Origin of the sequence: Streptomyces sp. H27-D2, assembly GCF_035828615.1 — a bacterium.
GTDB lineage: Bacteria > Actinomycetota > Actinomycetes > Streptomycetales > Streptomycetaceae > Streptomyces.
In genome coordinates this window covers 49,178-69,124 of the sequence record NZ_JAYMZR010000023.1, presented here as the reverse complement: position 1 = coordinate 69,124, position 19,947 = coordinate 49,178, and the positions used below count along the sequence as shown (strand labels likewise).

General features: G+C 71.6%; 16 protein-coding genes. 5 read left to right on the top strand and 11 right to left on the bottom strand.

The genetic code is table 11. From position 1 onward, the window contains the following. Nucleotides 1-170: 170 nt before the first annotated feature. From QMK28_RS12115 to QMK28_RS12090, 6 genes are all read right to left on the bottom strand, one after another. On the bottom strand, nt 171-908 hold the full coding sequence (locus QMK28_RS12115; RefSeq protein ID WP_326437096.1) for a hypothetical protein: 738 nt from the start codon (nt 906-908) through the stop codon (nt 171-173). A gap of 579 nt (nt 909-1,487) precedes the next feature. After that, the gene (locus tag QMK28_RS12110) at nt 1,488-2,186 is read right to left on the bottom strand and encodes a demethylmenaquinone methyltransferase (RefSeq protein ID WP_326437095.1); all 699 of its coding nucleotides are present in this window, start codon (nt 2,184-2,186) and stop codon (nt 1,488-1,490) included. 90 nt (nt 2,187-2,276) lie between these two features. Further along, nucleotides 2,277-2,735, bottom strand: a complete 459-nt coding sequence (locus QMK28_RS12105) for an imidazolonepropionase-like domain-containing protein (protein WP_326437094.1) — start codon at nt 2,733-2,735, stop codon at nt 2,277-2,279. Between the two features lie 164 nt (nt 2,736-2,899). Next, nucleotides 2,900-4,096: a cyclic dehypoxanthinyl futalosine synthase gene (gene mqnC, locus QMK28_RS12100; protein ID WP_326437093.1), complete on the bottom strand. Its 1,197-nt coding sequence runs from the start codon at nt 4,094-4,096 to the stop codon at nt 2,900-2,902. A gap of 197 nt (nt 4,097-4,293) precedes the next feature. After that, complete coding sequence (locus QMK28_RS12095; protein WP_326437092.1) at nt 4,294-6,168, bottom strand: serine/threonine protein kinase; 1,875 nt, start codon at nt 6,166-6,168, stop codon at nt 4,294-4,296. Nucleotides 6,169-6,327: 159 nt separating this feature from the next. Continuing rightward, entirely contained in the window at nt 6,328-7,230 is a 903-nt protein-coding gene (locus QMK28_RS12090) for a menaquinone biosynthetic enzyme MqnA/MqnD family protein (protein WP_326437091.1), read from the bottom strand. Between the two features lie 286 nt (nt 7,231-7,516). Here QMK28_RS12090 and QMK28_RS12085 point away from each other — a divergent pair, with 286 nt between their 5' ends. After that, entirely contained in the window at nt 7,517-7,720 is a 204-nt protein-coding gene (locus tag QMK28_RS12085) for a cold-shock protein (protein WP_326437090.1), read from the top strand. 137 nt (nt 7,721-7,857) lie between these two features. On the opposite strand, the gene QMK28_RS12080 is transcribed toward QMK28_RS12085, so the two are convergent. Beyond that, nucleotides 7,858-9,768 (bottom strand): AMP-binding protein, encoded by a 1,911-nt coding sequence (locus tag QMK28_RS12080; protein WP_326437089.1) that lies wholly within the window; start codon nt 9,766-9,768, stop codon nt 7,858-7,860. A 168-nt stretch (nt 9,769-9,936) separates the two neighbouring features. On the opposite strand from QMK28_RS12080, the gene QMK28_RS12075 reads away from it, so the two are divergent. Both QMK28_RS12075 and QMK28_RS12070 read left to right on the top strand, forming a co-directional pair. Then, nucleotides 9,937-11,013: an AraC family transcriptional regulator gene (locus QMK28_RS12075; RefSeq protein ID WP_326437088.1), complete on the top strand. Its 1,077-nt coding sequence runs from the start codon at nt 9,937-9,939 to the stop codon at nt 11,011-11,013. 87 nt (nt 11,014-11,100) lie between these two features. Further along, the gene (locus QMK28_RS12070) at nt 11,101-12,348 is read left to right on the top strand and encodes a lipase family protein (RefSeq protein WP_326437087.1); all 1,248 of its coding nucleotides are present in this window, start codon (nt 11,101-11,103) and stop codon (nt 12,346-12,348) included. Nucleotides 12,349-12,464: 116 nt separating this feature from the next. Here the strand turns inward: QMK28_RS12070 and QMK28_RS12065 are convergent, their stop codons facing one another. Continuing rightward, the gene (locus QMK28_RS12065; protein WP_326437086.1) at nt 12,465-13,418 is read right to left on the bottom strand and encodes an ANTAR domain-containing protein; all 954 of its coding nucleotides are present in this window, start codon (nt 13,416-13,418) and stop codon (nt 12,465-12,467) included. 404 nt (nt 13,419-13,822) lie between these two features. Beyond that, entirely contained in the window at nt 13,823-15,727 is a 1,905-nt protein-coding gene (locus QMK28_RS12060) for an AMP-dependent synthetase/ligase (protein ID WP_443050688.1), read from the bottom strand. 214 nt (nt 15,728-15,941) lie between these two features. On the opposite strand from QMK28_RS12060, the gene QMK28_RS12055 reads away from it, so the two are divergent. After that, the gene (locus QMK28_RS12055; protein WP_326437085.1) at nt 15,942-16,901 is read left to right on the top strand and encodes a MaoC/PaaZ C-terminal domain-containing protein; all 960 of its coding nucleotides are present in this window, start codon (nt 15,942-15,944) and stop codon (nt 16,899-16,901) included. Nucleotides 16,902-17,162: 261 nt separating this feature from the next. On the opposite strand, the gene QMK28_RS12050 is transcribed toward QMK28_RS12055, so the two are convergent. Together QMK28_RS12050 and QMK28_RS12045 are read right to left on the bottom strand one after the other, a co-directional pair. Beyond that, entirely contained in the window at nt 17,163-17,822 is a 660-nt protein-coding gene (locus QMK28_RS12050) for a TetR/AcrR family transcriptional regulator (protein WP_326437084.1), read from the bottom strand. Between the two features lie 147 nt (nt 17,823-17,969). Beyond that, entirely contained in the window at nt 17,970-18,185 is a 216-nt protein-coding gene (locus QMK28_RS12045) for a hypothetical protein (protein ID WP_326437083.1), read from the bottom strand. A gap of 125 nt (nt 18,186-18,310) precedes the next feature. On the opposite strand from QMK28_RS12045, the gene QMK28_RS12040 reads away from it, so the two are divergent. Next, nucleotides 18,311-19,750: a recombinase family protein gene (locus QMK28_RS12040; protein WP_326437082.1), complete on the top strand. Its 1,440-nt coding sequence runs from the start codon at nt 18,311-18,313 to the stop codon at nt 19,748-19,750. Nucleotides 19,751-19,947 lie beyond the last annotated feature (197 nt).

The window sequence follows — 19,947 nt, the reverse complement described above, 5'->3', positions numbered from 1 at the left end:
GTGGGCGGTCCGTGGGCGGTCGGTGGGCGGTCCGTGGGCGGTCGGTGGGCGGTCCGTGGGCGGTCGGTGGGCGGTCCGTGGGCGGTCGGTGGCCGCTCGGTGGCCGCTCGGTGGCCGGTCAGCCGCAGGCCGGCCGCCTCCTGTCCCCGCCGGCTGCCGCCTGTCGCGGGTCAGTCGAGCGACCAGGTGTCCAGCGCGGTGTCGAAGACCGTCCTGGACTCGGTCCAGGAGTCGTCCCAGTCCTGGAAGTACAGCGCGTACTCCGAACCGTCGTCGGCCACGTACGACTGGTCGACGGCGTGCATCGTGCGGCCGGTGTCCTCCTCCTCCCAGGTGAACTCCCAGCGGGAGCCGAGCTTGCCCTCGAAGGTGTTCTCGGTCATCTCCAGTCGCTGGTAGCCGTCCTTGTTTTTCCTGGCGATCGTCTCCATATGCAGCATGTTCGCGCGGGCCGTCATCGGGGTGTTCCTGACGATGCCGATCCGGAGGTAGGAGCTGCCGGTCGAGCCCCGGTAGTCGATCTGGAGGTTGGCGGCCTCGCGCTGCCAAGGTGCGAAGACGGCGAGCGAGAAGCCTTCCGGGTCGTGCACGAGCCGGTAGCCCTCGGGTACGTCGGCACCGTCCGGGTTCGTCTCGTCCCGCTTCGCGTCGGGGGTCCGCGCTTCGGGGGTGGGGCTGGACTCCGGGTCTCCGGCGACCTCGCCGCCGCCCTTCACGCCGTCGTCCCCGGGATCGGTCTTCGGGCCGGCCTTCGGATCGGTCTTCGGGTCGGCCGAGGGCTTCTCGCTCGCGGCGGCGACGGTGTCGCCGCGCTTGCCGTCGTCGTCCTTGTTCATCAGCAGCACTCCGCCGGTCGCCACCCCGCCGATGAGGAAGGCGGCCAGCGAAACCGCGACCCACAGCAACACGCGCCGACTGTCGGGCTCCGGCCGGGCCGCGGCGGGGACCGGGGTGGGCGTGGCGACGGGTGGAGAGGCGATGGGTGCGGAGCGGAGAGCGCGGGCGGCTGCCGGCACCGGGCCAGGGGGCGGGGGCGCGGCAGGCCTCGGGGGCCTGGTCGGGACGAAGGTGGGAGTCGGGACGGGTGCGGGTGCGGGCGTGGGTACGGGCGTGGGTTCGGGGTCGGAAAGGCCGGTGGGCGACTCTGTCGCCGGGTCAGCCGGCAGCCCGGTCGTCGCGTCGGCGGTCGCGTCGGCGGTCGCGTCGGTCTGGCGGGGCTCCTGCCGTACGCGCCCGCAGTCCATGCAGAAGCGCGCCTCGGAAGGAGAGGAAGAACCACAGTGCGGACAGGACGAGGACATGGGGACGCTCCGCGGCTCGAATTGCACTGGCGGGTGTACAGACTGCACCCACCACCGCCGCGGTTCCCATGAACTCGTAGCACACGAGGCCGGTTTGTGACCTTGCGGCCTTATGGCCGCGTTGTCCGGGCACGGTCGGCCCGTACCGCCTGGCCCCGTCCCGCCCCGTCCCCGTACGGCCGGCGATCAGCCCGTGGGCTTGGTCCCCCGGTGCAGTGCGACGATGCCGCCGGTGAGGTTGCGCCAGGCGACCTTCGACCAGCCCGCCCCTTGCAGCCGCCCGGCCAGCGCGGGCTGGTCGGGCCAGGAGCGGATGGACTCCGCGAGGTAGACGTACGCGTCCGGGTTGCTGCTCACGGCGGTGGCGACCGGCGGCAGCGCGCGCATCAGGTACTCGGTGTAGACGGTGCGGAACGGCGCCCAAGTGGGCTGGCTGAACTCGCAGATCACCACGCGCCCGCCGGGCTTGGTGACCCGCAGCAGCTCGCGCAGGGCCGCGTCGGTGTCATGCACGTTGCGCAGCCCGAAGGAGATCGTGACCGCGTCGAACACCTCGTCCGCGAAGGGCAGCTTCGTGGCGTCCCCCGCGGTCAGCGGCAGCCGCGGGTGCCGCTTCTTGCCCTCGCGCAGCATCCCGATGGAGAAGTCACAGGGGACGACGTACGCGCCGGCGGCGGCGAAGGGCAGCGAGGAGGTCCCCGTACCGGCGGCGAGGTCGAGTACACGCTCGGCGGGGCGGGCGGCGACCGCTCGCGCCACGGCCTTGCGCCAGAGCCGGGCCTGGCCGAGCGACAGCACGTCGTTGGTGAGGTCGTAGTTCGCCGCCACGTCGTCGAACATCGCGGCGACTTCGTGCGGCTGCTTGTCCAGAGAGGCTCGGGTCACCCGCCCATTGTTCACCGCGCGGGGCGGCGGGACCGCACGGGGGTGTCCCGGCGGGTCGCGCGCGCCGCCCGTCGGGCGGGCGCGGCCGGGTCACGCACGACGGTGCACCAGACGGCCCGCGAGCACGGTGGCGATGCAGTCGCCCTCGTCGCTGAAGACGGCGAGGTCGGCCCGCCCGGCCGTCACCAGCGCGGGCGGCCGGGGCCGGTCCAGTACGACGATCCCGTTACGGGCCGCCGCGGCCCGCAGCTCCGGGTCGTCCGCGACATGGGCCGCCGTGACGGCTGTCGCACCGAGGCGCAGCAGTGCGTGAATCCGTTCACGCGGGCTGTCGGCGGGCGGCACGGGCGCGTCGTGTACGAGCCCCGGGCCGAGCGTCCCGCGCCACTGCCGTACGCGAGCGCCGGGGTGGCTCGCCAGCAACTCGGCGAGCGGGCCGACGGCGGCGATCCGGTCCCCCGACACGGCCACGGCCCCCTCAGCGGGGTCGTCTTGGCCGACGGGGTCGAGGGTGAGCCGAAGGTGCGGCGCGGCGTGGATCGTGAACATGCGGTGATGCTCGCACGCGGGGAGTTCGGTGACCGCAACGGTTGATCCAGCTGCCCGGTGGTCGGGTGTCCTCAATCTCCCCCAGCCTTCGGCCGGGAGGCGCCCCCAACGGGCTAAAAATTTAGCCCGTCCGGCGATTGAGGACAGCGCGGCCGAAGGAAGCGTCAGCCCGCGTCGATGAGCTTCAGCTCAGGATGCGCCGTCCCGCCCTCGATCGCCGTCGAGGACAAGTGCGAGAAGACCTTGTCGTCGACCGGGTCGTTCGCCGGGTCGTCGTGGACGAGCAGGTGCTCGTACGTGGTCGCGCGCTGCGCCGGAACGCGGCCGGCCGAACGGATCAGCTGGATGATCTCCATCCGGTTCGAGCGGTGCTTCGCGCCCGCCGAGGAGACGACGTTCTCCTCCAGCATGATCGACCCGAGGTCGTCCGCCCCGTAGTGCAGCGAGAGCTGGCCGACCTCCTTGCCGGTGGTGAGCCAGGAGCCCTGGATGTGGGCGATGTTGTCGAAGAAGATCCGCGAGAGGGCGATCAGCCGCAGGTACTCGAAGAGCGTGGCGTGCGTCTGGCCGCGCAGCTTGTTGTTCTCGGGCTGGTAGGTGTACGGGATGAAGGCGCGGAAGCCGCCCGTACGGTCCTGGACGTCCCGGATCATGCTCAGGTGCTCGATCCGCTCGGCGTTGGTCTCGCCGGTGCCCATCAGCATGGTGGAGGTCGACTCGACGCCCAGCTTGTGCGCGATCTCCATGATCTCCAGCCAGCGCTCGCCGGACTCCTTGAGCGGCGCGATGGCGGTGCGCGGACGCTCGGGGAGCATCTCGGCGCCCGCGCCCGCGAAGGAGTCGAGGCCGGCGGTGTGGATGCGGCGGATCGCGTCCTCGGCGCTCACGCCGGAGATCCGCGACATGTGCTCGATCTCGGAGGCGCCGAGCGAGTGGATCACCAGCTGCGGGTACGCCTTCTTGATCGCCGAGAAGTGCTCCTCGTAGTACTCGACGCCGTAGTCCGGGTGGTGGCCGCCCTGGAACATGATCTGGGTGCCGCCCAGCGCGACGGTCTCCTCGCAGCGGCGCAGGATGTCGTCGAGGTCGCGGGTCCACACCTTGTCGCTCTTGGGCGGGGCGTAGAAGGCGCAGAACTTGCACGCGGTCACGCATGAGTTCGTGTAGTTGATGTTCCGCTCGATGATGTACGTCGCGATGTGCTCGGTCCCGGCGTAGCGGCGGCGGCGCACCGCGTCGGCCGCAGCGCCCAGCGCGTGCAGCGGGGCGGACCGGTACAGGTCGAGAGCCTCCTCCGGAGTGATCCGGCCGCCCTCAGCGGCGCGGTCGAGGACGGACTGAAGGTCGGTCTGCTCGGTCACCGGAGGCGTCCCTTTCGGAGGGGGTTGTACGGACCGATCCAGCGTACGCCAGAGGTCCGACGGCAGCGGGGGCGGCAGGGGGCGGACGGGTCGGGGCGGCTGCGGGACGGGCGCTGCGGTGTACGGGCCGCTCGGCGCGGCGGCGGGCTGCGCTGCGCCGCGGCCTCCCGTCAGGCATTTCCCGTACGCCGCCGCCGTCAGCCGCCGGTCGGCGACAGCAGCCCTGTCGGCCGGCCCGCTCCTTCGTCCTCGGAGACGTAACGCAGCTTGCCGTCCTGGAGCTTGAGGTGCAGGTTCTTGGACGCCTCGGTGCACACGCTCTTGCTCTTCGGGCCCTTCTTCGTATCCACGATCAGTTCGTTCTCGGTGGCGCGGGTCACCGTGAGGATGTCCTCGCAGATGAAGTTGCCGAGGATGTCCGTCTGCCCCGCGGTGCCGATCCGGTCGCCGACGGCGCCCTTGCGCAGCGTCACCTTCATCGTCCCGAGCGGCATGCCGGAGCCGGTGATCGCGCCCTGCCACGTTCCGACGAACGCCTTCGGCACCGCCGCCCGGGCCGCGCCGTCCCCGGCTGCCGGAGGCGACGCCGAGGGGCTCGGCTTGGCTCCGGCGGACGTCTGGTCTCCCTTGGCCCCGCCGCCCGGCATCAGGTTGAAGACGAGCGCGGCGGTCGTCGCGGCGGCCAGCGCGCCCGCGACGGACAGCACCAGGGTGCAGCTCAGCCGGCGCGGCCGGTCCTTGTCGCCGATGGCGGCGGCCAGCCCGATGCTGCGTTCCTTCGGCGGGCTGGTCCCGGGCGGGCGGTCCTCCCGCTCCGCCGTGGGCCACTGGGGCTGCGGCGGCCGGTCGAAGGGGACGAGCCCGGAGACGGCGGGCGGCGGCGTTCCCGGCTGGAGCGGGCTGCCGGGCCGGTCCGCGCCCGTACCGCCGCCGGCGCTGAACGAGCTGCCGCCGCTGCCGCCGCTGCTGCCGCCGCTGAGCGGGCCGCCGCCTCCGTACGACGGGTCGGGCGGCCCGAAGGCCCCCTGTTCCGGGATGCTCACCGCGCCGGAGACGAGGTCTCCGGCGCCGGCATCCGCGGCTGAGGCAGAGCCCGCGCCCCGGACCGGATCGGAGCCCAGCGCCGGACCGGAGCCGAGGACCGGCCCCGAGTCCAGAACCGGATCCGAGTCCAGGTCCAGGAGTTCGACCGCCCGCAGGCTGACCTGCCGTACCAGCGGACCCGGCAGCCAGCCGGAGCGTATGAGGGCCTGCGCGCCCCCGTCGTCCGCCGGTGCGAGCCGGCGCGCGATCTCGGCCGGGGTGGGCCGGGCGCCCGGTGACTTGGCGAGGCAGGAGACGATCAACGTCCGCAGCTCGCCGCTGAGTTCCGGGCCGAGCCGGGGCTCCTCGTGCACCACCTTGTAAAGGAGCGACGCCGAGTTGTCGCCGGGGAAGGGGGCCTCGCCCAGCACCGCGTACGCCAGCACCGCGCCCAGCGAGAAGACGTCGGCGGGGCCGCCGACGGCCTTGCCCAGGATCTGCTCGGGCGACATATAGCCGGGCGAGCCGATGGAGACGCCGGTGGCGGTGAGCGAGGCGGTGCCGTCGGTGGCGCGGGCGATGCCGAAGTCGATGAGCCGGGGGCCGTCCAGGGCCAGCAGCACATTGGACGGCTTGACGTCCCGGTGGACGAGGTCGAGCGCGTGCACGGCGGCCAGCGCCTCCGCGAGGCCCGCGCCCAACGCCCGTACCGTCGGCTCGGGCAGCGGCCCGAAGTCGGCGACGGCCTGGGAGAGGGACGGCCCTGCCACGTAACCGGTCGCGACCCAGGGGACGGAGGCATCGGGGTCGGCGTCCAGCACCGGCGCGGTCCAGCCGCCGCCAACCCGCCGCGCCGCCGCGATCTCGCGCCGGAAGCGGGCCCGGAACTGCTCGTCCGCAGCGAAGTGCGGGTGCACGACCTTCACCGCGACCGTACGGCCGCCGGCGCTGCGCCCCAGATAGACGCGCCCCATGCCGCCCGCACCGAGCCGTCGCAGCAGCCGGTACGCGCCGATGGTGGGTGGATCCTCAGCGAGCAGCGCCTGCATGGTGTCGCCTCCCGTTCGCCTGCACGGTCAGCTTAGGGCGGCCGGGTTCTCCCCGTCGGGCCGTCGCCGCGTCGGCCGTCGCTGCGTCGGGCGTCGCTGCGTCGGGCGTCGGGCCGTCGCCCGCGGCCGGGGATCAGCCGGTTCCGGGATCAGCCGGATTCAACTCGCCCCCACGCTCAACGCGGGCGTCAGCAGCTCGACCTTCACGTCCGCCGGGAACCCCGTGGTGGAACCGGTCCGGCGGGCGAACTCCGCGATGCCCGCCAGCTGCTCCGCGCCCAGCCGGAAGTCGAGCGTCGTGAAGTAGCGCTCCAGCAGCTTCGCGTCGAAGGTCTCCCAGCGCGCGGCCTGCTCGGCGACCTTGGCGACCTCTTGCAGCGACAGGTCGCGGGAGGCGAGGAACGCCTGATGGACCTCGTGCACGAGCTCCGGCTCCCGCTCCAGGAAGTCGCGGCGCGCGGCCCAGACCGCGAAGACGAACGGCAGTCCGGTCCAGTCCTTCCACATCTGCCCCAAGTCGTGGACCTCCAGGCCGAGCCGGGGCGCGTCGTGCAGATTCGCGCGCAGCGCGGCGTCCCCGATGAGTACGGCGGCGTCCGCCTCCTGCATCATCAGGCCGAGGTCCGGCGGGCAGCTGTAGTAGTCCGGCCGGACGCCGTACTGCTCGGCGAGCAGCAGCTGTGCGAGGCGCACCGAGGTGCGCGAGGTGGAGCCGAGGGCGACCCGGGCGCCGTCGAGCTGGTCGAGCGGCACCTGCGAGACGATCACGCAGGACATCACCGGGCCGTCGCAGCCGACCGCGATGTCGGGGAGCGCGACGAGTTGGTCGGCGTTGCGCAGGAACTCGACGAGGGTGACCGGCGCGATGTCGAGTTCGCCCCGCACGAGCTGCTCGCTGAGCTTTTCGGGGGTGTCCTTGCTCATCTCCAGATCGAGCAGCGTCCCGGTGCGGGCGAGGCCCCAATAAAGGGGCAGGCAGTTGAGGAACTGGATGTGACCGACCCGCGGCCGACTCCGACGGTGGTCGGTGGGGGCAGCGGCGCCAAGGGTTGAATTGTCCACAACCGGAGGCTAGCCCCGGTCCGTGCCGATGAGCCTGCCGGGGTGCCCGGTGCGGGGTCGGAACGGCGGAGAGGAATACCCCTCGTGGGGTCCCGCGATGCCCCCGTTGGGCGTGATCTAGGACTCTTTCCCGAGCCGGATACTGCGTGCTAGGCTCGCCGCAAGTTGCAGTTTGGTTTCCCTTGCAGTACAGAGCCTGCGGAGCATGTAACTCCGTAGGCTTTTGTAGTTTTCAGACTTCTTGCAGGTTCTGGAGCAGGGCAACCCTTTGGCCCAAGGAGGGCTTATGGCTACCGGAACCGTCAAGTGGTTCAACGCTGAAAAGGGCTTCGGCTTCATCGCCCAGGACGGCGGCGGTCCCGATGTCTTCGTCCACTACTCCGCGATCAACGCGGCCGGGTTCCGCTCCCTTGAGGAGAACCAGGCCGTGAACTTCGACGTCACGCAGGGTCCGAAGGGCCCTCAGGCGGAGAACGTCACCCCGGTCTAATCGCCTGGGTGCCGACCGATCGCGGTTGATTACGCACCGCCTAAGGAACCCCGCGCTCACCATTTCGGTGGTGGCGCGGGGTTTCTGCTGTTCAGGTGTTCAGGGGCGGCTTGAGGGCCGCGCCCCGGCCGCTACCGCTACCCCTCGTACAGCGCCTCGATCTCCTCCGCGTAGCGCTCCGCGACCGCCTTGCGGCGGAGCTTGAGGGTGGGCGTGAGGATGCCGCTGTCGATGGTGAAGTCCTCGTCCAGCAGTGCGAAGGCCCGTATCCGGGCCGGCCTGGCCACCTCGGCGTTGGCCTCGTCGACCGCCTCCTGGACCAGGGCCCGTACGGCGGGGTGCCGGGACGGCCGGCCGCCGAGCCGTACGCCCTCGCGGTCCGCCCAGGCCGCGATCTCGTCCGCTTCGAGGGTGATCAGCGCGACCGGGTACGGGCGGCGGTCGCCGACCATGACCGCGCGGGACACCCACCGCGAGCGCTGGATCGCGAACTCGGTCTGCGAGGGGGTCAGGTTCTTCCCCGCCGACGTGATGATCAGGTCCTTCTTGCGGCCGGTGATGCTCAGATAGCCGTCCGCGTCGAGCGAGCCGAGGTCACCGGTGTACAGCCAGCCGTCCGCGTCCAGGGTGTCCCGCGTCGCGTCCTGGTTGGCGTGATAGCCGGGGAACACATTGGGGCCGCGGGCCAGCACCTCGCCGTCCTCGGCGATCCTGACCTCGCAGCCCGGCATCGGGCGGCCGACCGTCCCGTAGCGGACCGCCTCCGGGTGGTTGAGCGAGATCACTCCGCCGGACTCGGTCATTCCGTAGCCCTCGAACACCGCGATGCCGCAGGCCCGCAGGAAGTCCAGGGTCTGCGGGGCGATGGGCGCGGCTCCGGTCAGCGCCCACCGGAGCCGGCCCCCGAAGACCGTACGGACCAGCGAGTACAGCGCCTTGTCGGCCGCCCGCCAGCGCTCCAGCGCCTCCCCCGTCGGCTCCTCGCCGCGCGAGCGCAGCTCCGCGACCTCGACCCCGAACCGCACCGCCGCCTCGAAGCGCGCCCGCCCCTCGGGCCCCTGCGACTCGGCGAGCGAGAGCACGCTCGCGTGCACCTTCTCGAAGAGCCGCGGTACGGACGGCAGATGGGTGGGGCGGGCCTCGGCCAGCTCGGCGACGATGTTCTCGATCCGGCCGCCGAAGTAGCAGAGCGCGCCGCCCAGCAGCAGCGTCTTGAGTTCGATGAGCTGCGCCATCAGGTGGGCGAGCGGGAGGTAGAGATACGTGGTGTCGCCGGGACCGCCGTCGGTCAGGTGCAGGGTGCCGCCCTGCACCGCGCCGATGTTGCCGTGGGTGAGACGGCAGCCCTTGGGGAGCCCGGTGGTGCCGGAGGTGTAGACGATGGAGGCCAGGTCGTCGGCCGTACGCTGCGCGGCGCGCGCGAGGAGCTCGGCGAGCGGGGCCGGGGCGGGCAGCGCGGTCAGCGTCAGATCCTCGCCGGCGCTCCCGCCGGCGGCCCTCTGGGCAGTGCCCTCCCCTTCCATCAGAATCACGTGCCGCAGCTCGGGCAGCCGCTCCCTGACGCCCTCCACCCGCGCCGCCTGCGCCGGGTCCTCGCAGATGATCACCGAGGTCGCCGAGTCGCCGAGCACCCAGGCCAACTCCTCCTCGCCCGCCGTCGGATAGACCGGCACGACGACCGCCCCCGCCGCGAACGCCGCGAAGTGCGCGTACGTCCACTCGGGCCGGGTCTCCGCGAGGATCGCGACCCGGTCCCCCGCCCGCACGCCGAGCCCGATCAGCCCGCGCCCGATGCCGCGCACGGTCTCGCGCAGCTCGGTGTAGCTCACTTCGTGCCAGCTGTCGTCCCGCTTGAAGCGCAGCGCGGGGGTGTCGCCGTGGCGTTCGCCTATCCAGTCGGCGAAGAGGGCGAGGCTGGCCGGCTGTTCGGACTGGTCTTGGGGCTGGTCCCGCTGTGCTCCCCGCTGCTGGTCCGTGGGCTGTTCCTGGGGCTGATCCTTGGGCCGTTCCTGAGGCTGCTCCTGGGACTGCTGTGCTGTGCTGGGCATAGCGCGCCTCCCTGTGGCTCGTACTCCAAGACGCTATGGACAGGTCGGGACGAACGGGCATGACGGGAAACGTCACCACGACTGACCGCAGCGCTCATTGGGTCTAGCGTGGCCTCGGGGTCCGGGGACCGCGGGGTCAAAAAGGACCGGCTCCCGGGAGGGCGCGGCATGGGCAGGCGGACGATCTCGGTGCACCACGTGCGGGCCGCGCTCCGCGGCGCGCAGCGGCTCGGCGTCGACACCCTCCCGCTGTTGCAGGCCGCGCAGATACCGCCGCTGCTGCTCGGCGACGACCGGGCGCGGGTCACCCCCGAGCAGTTCACCCGCCTGGTCAAGGCCCTGCACCGGGCCACCGGCGACGAGTTCCTCGGCCTGGGCGCCGCCCCCAGCAGACGCGGCAGCTTCGAGATGATGTGCCACGCCACGCTGGGCTGCCGCGACCTGGGGGCGGCGCTGCGCCGGGCCGTACGGTTCTACGGGCTCTTCCCCGACGGGCCGGACCTGGCGCTCCACGCGCCCGCGTCCGCGCCCGGTGGACCTGCCCGCACAGGCGGTGAAGACGCCCGCCCCGAAGCCGTCTTCGTGATCCGCAACGACCTCACCCACGACGAGGACCACTTCCTCTCCGAGTGCCTGATCATCATCTGGCACCGGCTGTCGAGCTGGCTGATCGGCCGCCGCATCCCGCTGCTGTGGGCCGAGTTCGCCTACCCCGCTCCCCCGTACGCGAGCGAGTACGCCCTGCTCTTCGGCTGCCCCGTACGGTTCGGCGCGGCCCGCACCGGCGCGGGCTTCGACCCGCGCTGGCTGGCGGCCCCCGTCATCCAGGACGAGTCGACGCTCACCGACCTGCTCCACCGCGCGCCCGCCGACCTGCTGAGCCGCCGGGACTACGGGACGACGGTCGCCGAACAGGTGCGGCAGGTGCTCGTACGGGCGCTGCGCGGGGACGGCGCGACGCGGCTGCCGGAGGTCCCCGCGGTCGCGGCCCGGCTCGCGGTCAGCCCGGCGACCCTGCGGCGGCGGCTCCAGGCGGAGGGCGCCTCCTTCCAGCGGCTCAAGGACGCGGTGCGACGGGACGCGGCGATCACCGGGCTGGTGGAGGGGCGGGAGACGATCGCGGAGTTGGCGTCGCGGCTGGGCTTCTCCGAGGACACCGCCTTCCACCGGGCGTTCCGGCGCTGGACGGGGACGACGCCGGGCGCGTACCGGCTGGACCGTGAGACACAGAGTCAACAAAGCTGAGCTTCCTGGTCAGCGCCCGCCTTACCCGCGAGTCACTACGGTCCCCTCAACCAGCCCGGACCCCCTGGACCGTTGGGAGAGCCGCAGATGCACATCAGAACATCGAGGACGCCGAAGAAACCGAGCACGCCGAAGAAACCGCGCCACGGCAGCGGACCCCGCACCGCGACCGGAAAGGGCGTGCTCGTCGCGGCGGCGGCGGCGCTGCTCGTCGCGGCGGTGCTGCCGAACACCGCCGGCGCGGCCCAGGACCGGACGGACCCGGCGGGCCTGGCCGACCGGCCGGGCGACATCGTCAGCTCCGCGCCGACCTCGTTCCACCCGCTGCCCGGACAGCCGACGAACACCAGGGCCTGGCACATCGAGTACCGCTCGACCACCGCCGACGGCAAGCCCAACACCGTCTCCGGCACGGTCATCGTGCCCAAGGACGGCCGCAAGGGGCCGCGTCCGCTCGTCACCTACGCCGTGGGGACCGTCGGCCTCGCCGACAAGTGCGCGCCCTCGAAGGGCTTCCCGTCCGGCACCACCATCGAGGCGAACCTCATCAACGTGGCCGTGCAGCGCGGCTGGGCCGTCGCCGTCACCGACTACGAGGGCCTGGGCACCCCCGGCGAACACACCTACACGGTGGGCCGCGCCGAAGGCCAGTCCGTGCTCGACGCGGCGCGCGCCGCCCAGCGGCTGCCCGAGGCCGGACTGCCCGCCGACGGCCCGGTGGGGATCATGGGCTACTCACAGGGCGGCCAGGCGTCGAGCTGGGCCGCCGAGCTGCACGACTCGTACGCCCCCGAACTGAACGTGAAGGGCACAGCCACCGGCGGCGTCCCCGGCGACCTCATGAAGGTCGCCGACTTCAACGACGGCAACATCGGCGCGGGCCTCATCCTGATGGCCGCCACCGGCCAGAACGCGGCCTTCCCCGAGCTGCGGCTGGACAAGTACCTCAACGACAAGGGCCGCTTCTACGTCGACTTCATGAAGAACAACTGCGTCGCCATCGACACCGTCGCCGCGCTGTTCCAGCGGATCTCCGACGTAACGGTCAAGAACCCGCTGGACGAGCCGGACTGGCAGCAACGGCTGCGCGAGAGCAACCTCGGCTCACACCGGCCCGACCACCCCGTCTACCTCTACCACGGAGGCATCGACGAGCTGATCCCATACCGCGTCGGCCAACAACTGCGCAGCGACTGGTGCGCGAAGGGCGCCACGGTCCAGTGGAGGTCGCACCCGCTGCTCGGACACATCGGGGGCGTGACGGTGGGCGCGTTCCCAGCGATGGACTGGCTGGCCGACCGCTTCGCGGGCGAGCGGACGCGGGGGAATTGCTGATTCAGCTCTCCTCCAGCCTTCGAGCGGCGGTGCCGGCTGCAAATTAAGCCCGTTGGGGCCACGTCCCGGACGAAGTCTGGGGGAGTTTGAGGACACCCGCCCACCGGCCCGACCGGTCAATCATCACGGTCACCGCACACGCCCCCGCCCGCGTCCGCAAGACCCCCACGCAGCCGCAACCGCAGATGAACAACATCCCGAGCAACCTCCAACAACGCCACGCCGTGGCACAACGCATGGCCCCGCAGCCGCAGCATCGCCGCCGCCGGGCTGATCCCCAGCTGCGCCGCGACCATGCCGGTGGCCTGGTGCAACACAGTGCGGCGCAGTACGGGCCCCAGCGCGGGCCAGCCCGCCGGGTCGGCGTCCGGATCGGCGTCCGGGTCGCTGTCCGGATCGCCGTCCCCGGCGGGCGGCGTCAGCAGGAGCAGCGTCAGCCGGTCGGCGAACGCGTGCGCGTCGGCGAGCGCCTGTACGGGGAGCGCGCCGGGGAGGCCGCGGTGGCCGGTCAGCACGCCGACCCGGATGACGCCGATCCGCAGCGGGAAGGCGAACCCGGCCCGTACGCCCAGCTCCGGGGCCGCGGTCGGCAGGCCGGGCCAGCGGGCTTCCGGGACCTGGGCGAGATCGTCGGCGAGCACGGGGACGCCGCGCAGCTCGGCTTCCTCGCTGGGACCGGCGCCCAGGCTGCTCTGCAGGTCCACGAAGCGCGCTCCGCGGGCGCAGGTGTGGGCCACCAGCTCGATCCGGCCGGCTGCGGCAGCGTCGTGGGTGGCGGCGTCGGCGTCGGCGTCCGGCAGCAGCGAGACGGCCAGCCCGTCGAGGCCCAGCGCCCGCGCTCCCGCGGCCAACGGAGCCTGGCCCAGGCCGACAGCGCCGCGGCCTGGACGGCGGTCGCGGCCGTGTTCACGCCGGGGGCGTGCGCGGGGGCCGTGCGGCCGGCCACGGGCGGGGATCTGCCGGAGGCCGCGCGGGCCGCTCCGGTCGGGGGCGCGGGCAGCGGCGGGGGCGTCCCGCCCTGCCGTCTCCAGAGCGTCGAGGACCACTGCCATCCGAGCGCTGATCACCACGCCACACCTCCCGAGGCCCGCCCGGCGCACCCCGTGAAGCCGACCTGATCCCACTGGGCTCGGCCTGGTCCGGCTCGGGCCGGTTACAGGGACATCTACTCCTGTTGGGCCCCCGGGTCGAGGATCTCGGCGCTGCCGTTTGCTTCGATCACCTCAAGGGCCACAGCGGTGAGCCCGAGCACCCCCGCGCAAGCCACAGCGTGCGCCCCGACGCGCAAGCCACCGTCCCCGCGCCGGGCGCGCGAGCCACCCGTGCGCGCCCCCGCGCCATGCCCGCGGCCCCGCGCCAATCGCAGACCGCGCGCCCCGCCGCCGTGGACCGACCGCCGCAGGACCGGCCGCCCCCGATCCCGCCCCCGGTCCCGCCCAGCGGAGAACCCAGCGGAGACCGCTCGGCGGCAGCGTCACCGCGTCCCGTACAGACCCTCGATCTCCTGCGCGAAGTCCCGCATGACCGCTGCCCGCTTGAGCTTCAGCGACGGCGTGAGGTGGCCGGACTCCTCGGTGAATTCCGTCGTCAGCACGGCGAACCGGCGAATCGATTCGCCGCGCGAGACCAGCTTGTTCGTCTCGTCCACCGCGTACTGGAGCTCGGCGAGCAACCGTTCGTCGGTGACCAGCTCCCGCATCGGCACATCCCGCTTGTGCTTCATCTGCCGCCAGTGCTGGAGCCCGTCCGGCTCCAGCGTGATCAGCGCGGTGACGTACGGGCGGTTGTCGCCGATCACCAGGCACTGGCCGACCAGCGGGTGGGCGCGCAGCCGGTCCTCCAGCGGGGCGGGGGCGACGTTCTTGCCGCTCGTCGTGATGATCAGTTCCTTCTTGCGGCCGGTGATGGTGAGGTAGCCGTCCTCGTCCAGCGCGCCGATGTCGCCGGTCGGGAACCAGCCGCCGACGTGCTCCGCCGGGATCGCCGTGCCGCTCGCCGAGTCCCAGTAGCCGCTGAACACCTGGCCGCCGCTGAGCAGCACCTCGCCGTCGTCCGCGATCCGGACCGCGCTGCCCGGCAGCGGCCAGCCGACCGTGCCCAGCCGGGGCTTGAGGGGCGGGGTGACGGTGGCGGCGGCCGTCGTCTCGGTCAGTCCGTAGCCCTCGAAGATCTCGATGCCCGCGCCCGCGTAGAACGCGGCGAGCGGGTGGCCGAGCGGTGAGCCGCCGCAGATCGCGTAGCGCACCCGGCCCCCGAGCGCGGCCCGGATGCGCCGGTAGACGAGCGGGTCGTAGAGCGCGCGGGCCGCGCGCAGGCCCGCCCCGGGGCCGGGTCCGGTGCCGCGCTCCGCCTTCTCGACCGCTTCGCCGTAGCGCCGCGCGATCTTGGCGGCCCGGTCGAACGAGGCGACGCGGCCCATCTTCTCGGCGGTGGCCCGGCCCGTGTTGAAGACCTTTTCGAGGACGTACGGGACGGCCAGCAGGAACGTCGGCCGGAAGCCCGCGAGGTCGGCGAGCAGCTCGTCGGTCCGGATGCTCGGGGCGTGGCCTAGCCGCACTCGGGAGCGCAGGCAGCCGACGGCGACCATCCGGCCGAAGACGTGCGAGAGCGGCAGGAAGAGCAGCGTGGAGGCGGGCTCCTTGCTGACCGACTTGAAGACGGGGTGCAGCAGTTCTATGGAGTTGTCGACCTCGGCGAAGAAGTTGCCGTGGGTCAGCACGCAGCCCTTGGGACGGCCGGTGGTGCCGGAGGTGTAGATGAGGGTGGCGGTGCTCTGCGGGCTCAGCCCGGCCCGCCGCTCGGTCACCAGCGAGTCGGGAATCCTGCGGCCCGCGTTGGTCAGCTGGCACACCGCGCCCGCGTCGAACTGCCAGAGGTGCTCAAGGTGCGGCAGCTTGCCGCGCTCGGCGCTGATCAGCCGGGTCTGCTCGACGTTCTCGACGGCGCAGCCGACCGCGCCCGAGTCATGGATGATCCAGCGGGCCTGGAGCGCGGAGGACGTCGGGTAGATGGGGACGGTGACCAGCCCGGCGGCCCAGGCGCCGAAGTCCAGCAGCGTCCACTCGTAGGTCGTCCTGGCCATGATCGCTAGTCGGTCGCCGGGCCGGAACCCGTAGGCGATCAGCCCCTTCGCGACGGCCAGCACCTCGGCGGCGAAGGTGGCGGCGGTGACGTCCCGCCAACTGCCGTCCGGCTGCTTGCGGCTGAGCACGGCGTCGGCGGGCGCCTCGGCCGCGTTGACGAAGGGGATGTCCGCGAGCGAGCCGGTCGGCACAGGCGGTACCAGCGGCGGTACCGAAACCTCGCGCACCGCCCCGCGAGCGGTGACTTTTCTCGGCTGCACGAGCACGGGTGAGGGTGCGGTTTCCTGACGGGGCACGATCAGCTCCTCAACTCTGGTCCGGATTCCTCGGGGCGTCCGGGTTCCTCGGGCGTACGAGTCCCCACTCCTGACCCAGCAGTAACCTTACTCAAAAGTAAACTTACGGCAGGCTGAGGAGCAGGCCAATGGCCGATCGCTGTCTTCACGTCACCACCACCTCCTTTGGCCGCCGCTCCACCCGCCACCTCGGCCCGCCGCTGGGAGCCCGAACATGACCGACATCAAGCTGTCCCGGCCGCCCCGGCTGATGCCCGCCCTCGGCCGGGGAGTCCTCACCGGCATCGGCAAACGCCCCGGCCCCGACTCGACGCCGCCCGACACCCGGCTGGTCCTCGCCGCCACCCGGATCGACGTCGGCCGCACCGCCGCGTACGCCCGGCTCTGCGGCTACCGGGCCGGCGACCCGCTGCCGCCGACCTACCCGCACATCCTCGGCTTCCCGCTGGCCGCACGGCTGATGAGCAGCCGCGCCTTCCCGCTGCCGCTGCTCGGCCTGGTGCACACCGGCATCGAGATCACCCAGTACGAGCCGCTGCGCCTCGACGACGCGCCCGAACTCACCGTCTACGCCGAGAAATTGATCCCGCACCCACGCGGCACCGAAGTCGTCGTGGTCACCGAGGCCCGGCGCGGCGGGGCGCTGGTCTGGCGCGACCTGAGCCGCTACCTCGCCCGGCACCGCACCGCGGACTCCCCGGCCACGCCTGCGCCCCGCACCCCGCCCGGATACCGCACACCGGCCACGCCTGCGCCCGCGGCGACCGCCCGCCGCCCCCTGCCGGAGGAACCCGCGCTGCCGGTGCGCGCGACCTGGGAGCTGCCCGCGAACCTGGGCCGCCGGCACGCCGCCGTCTCCGGCGACTACAACCCGATCCACCTCTACCCGCTCACCGCGAAGCCCCTCGGCTTCCCGCGCGCCATCGCGCACGGCATGTGGACCCTCGCCCGCTGCGTCGCCGAAGCCGCCCCGGCGGTCGGCGACGCGGTCCGCATCCGCGCGAACTTCAGGGCCCCGGTGCTGCTTCCGGCCACGGTCGCGTACGCGGCCTCGTACTCGGACGAGGGCGCGACGTTTCAGCTGCGCGGTGGCGGCGATGGCGGCGGGGGCCGCGGTGGTTCGGGCGAGGGCGGCTCGCGGCTCCACTTGTCGGGGACCGTACGGCCGGTCTAAGCGGGCGACCGCGATGGTCGACCAGTTCCGCCGGGTGGACGGGTGTCCTCAATCTCCCCCAGACTTCGTCCGGGAGGTGCCCCCAACGGGCTGAATTTAGCCCGCGAGGGCACCTCCCAGCCAAGGCTGGGGGAGGGCTCGATTCGGCCCGGTGGGGGCATTCCCCGGCCGAGGCTGAGGAGATCGAGGACACCGCAGGCACAGGAACGCGGCGGGCGCGGCACCGGACAGGCGCGCGCCGGAAGGCCGGACCCCGGCCCCCTACTGCCCCGGAGACCAGCGCCGCCCGCTCATCAGGCTCTCCAGCCCCGCCCACGCGAAATTCATCAGAGTAAGCGCCGTCTCCTTGGCGGAGGGGCCCTGCCCCTCCGCCTCGCCGGCCCACTCGGTCAGCGACTCGGCCGCTCCCACCAGCGCGTGCGCGAGCCCGGAGACCTCCCGCTCGGCCAGTTCCCGGTCGCAGTCGGCCTCCCGGGCCGCCGCCGCGATCAGTTGGGTCACCAGATCGACGAGCTCCGCGCGCATCACGGCGACCTCGCACGCGAAGGGCTCACCCTGGGTACGGGCCTGCTGGTGCAGCACCGCCCAGGAGTTCGGGTGCTCCGCGGTGTGCGCGAAGAAGCCGCGCAGCCCGTTCCACAGCTGCCGGTCGGCGGGGAAGCCCTCGGCGAGGCCCGGTTCGGCCGCCGCCCGGACCGCGCTGATCAGCGCCGCCGACTCCCGCCGGATACAAGCGCTGAACAGCTCTTCCTTGGAGTTCAGATAGAGATAGACGAGCGGCTTGGAGACGCCCGCCAGCTCGGCGATGTCATCCATCGAGGCCGCGCGGTAACCGCGCACCGCGAAGGTCCGTACGGCCGCGTCCAGCATCTGCTGCTCGCGTACCGCCCGAGGCACCCGCTTGCTCTTCACCGCACTCACGACAAAAGCCCCTTCGCACCGAAAAGCCCCTTCGCACCGCAGCCTTACTCGGAAGTAAGTCTACGGTGCGAAGGGGCGTTCGGCGCTGCGATCGTTCAAGCCTTGAATCGATCAGCCGTCAGGTCGGTGCGAAAGCGGCTGTTTCCGTCAGGCTTTGACGAGCTCCGGCTCGCGCTGCGAGGGCAGGTCCCCGACGGGGCCGTCCCCGGCGTCACCGTCGCCGCCGTTACCGCCATCGGTCCCGCCGCCGTCACCGTCGTTGGTCCCGCCGCCGTCACCGCCGCCGTTCGCGGAACCGTCGTCCGTCGCCGAGTCGTCACCGACGAAGTCCTCGATCGGCGAGGAGGTGGCCGCGTTGTACATGTCGTGGTCCAGGATCTTCTCCCGGGCCGAGACGATGAGGGATGAGCATTTGACCGGCTATGCCCGTAACCGTTCCTTGAGTATGTACGTTGCTCAATGCGGGACGACTACGGAGGGGACAGACCGTGGCCAAGCCGAAGCGCGTGGGGATCTACGTCCGCATCAGCAAGGACCGCAAGGGGCAGGAACTCGGCATCCAGCGGCAGGAGAAAGCCTGCCGCGAGCTGTGCGAACGGCTCGGGTGGGGCGTACTCAAGATCTACCCGGAGAACGACATTTCGGCGTCCACTACGAGCAAGAGGCAGCGTCCGGAGTACACGGAGATGCTGCGCGATGCCCGAGACGGGTTGATCGACGCGGTCGTGGTCTACTCCATCGACCGCCTCACACGGCGCATTGCCGAGCTGACGAACTTTCTTGAGCAGCAGCAAGAGCACGGCTTTGCGTTTGCCACGACGGAGGGCGAGGACACCGCCACAGCCAACGGCCGCATGATCCTCACGATCAAAGGAGCCGTGGCCCAGCAAGAGACCGAGCGTATGTCGGAGCGCATCAACAGTTCGCTGCTCCAGCGGCGGGAGAAGGGCAAGCCGCATGCTGGCGGCCCGCGCGTGTTCGGCTTCGAGCCGGGGTCGAATTTTCGACGGGTGGTACCCGATGAGCTGGAGTTGATCCGACTCGGCTACCGGATGCTGATGGACCAGAAGACACCCGGCGATGTAGCACGAGCGTGGAACGAGCATGGCTCGCGAAGTTCCGGCGGCGAGACAGCGTGGGCAATCCAGAAGGTCAAGCGGGTCTACCGCTCGGAACGCTTGGGCGGCATTGTCTCCTACAAGGGCCAGGACATCGGAGACAGCATCTACCCGCACCCACTCACGCGGGAGGAATGGGAGAACGTTCAGACCATCCTCAATGTCCGATCCACGCCCGCAAAAAAGGGCTCCGGGAAGAGGAAGCACCTCTACTCGGGTTTCCTGAAGTGCGGTCACTGCGGCTCGACCATGCGGATTCAGTGGGCCACCATCCTGGGGCGCACGTTCCGTCGGAGTTTCTGTCACTCCGGCCAGGTCGGGGCTCATGGCGAGCTGGGATGCGGAAAGGTCAGCCGCTCCTATGCGTGGATCGAGGAGCGCCTGAACGAAGTGGTGGAAGCTGCCTTGGCGAAGCGCATGCCCAAACCCCAGACGGCCCCCTCGGAAGACCTTTCGGGTGAGATCAAGATCTTGGAGGAGCGAATCCGGGGCCTGCGAAACCGCTGGAAGGCAGACGAGATGGAGGATGAGGACTATTTCGACTCCTTGAAACACCTCCGCGCCGAACTGCAAGCGCTCCATACTCGCACAGCCGCCTCCGTGGTCAGGGAGTCGCGCACCGAAACCGACGCACTCGCGGTGTGGCGGGACGAGGACATGCAGAACCTTGAACGCCGCCGTGCCATCGTCGCCTCAGCGATCAAGCACGTGGAGGTATTCAGCGTCGGCAGAGGCCGCAAGAAACCGCCGGAGATCGACTCCATCAAGGTCACCCCGGTCGGCGCAGAGCCGGAGTCTCCGGAAGCGTGATCTGCCTCGTCTGATCGGTGTCAAGCGATTGTGCAAGAGGTGCTGTTCCCGAGTCGCCGCAATCTGCGCAGCCCCAGCCAATCGACGGAATGCAGAGGAGTTGAGAATTCCGTCCCGGTCACGCATCGAGGCCCTCGACCAGCTCTTGATTCCCAGGCTCGTGCGCCGCATGAAGCACGCCGTCGCTGCCCGGAACA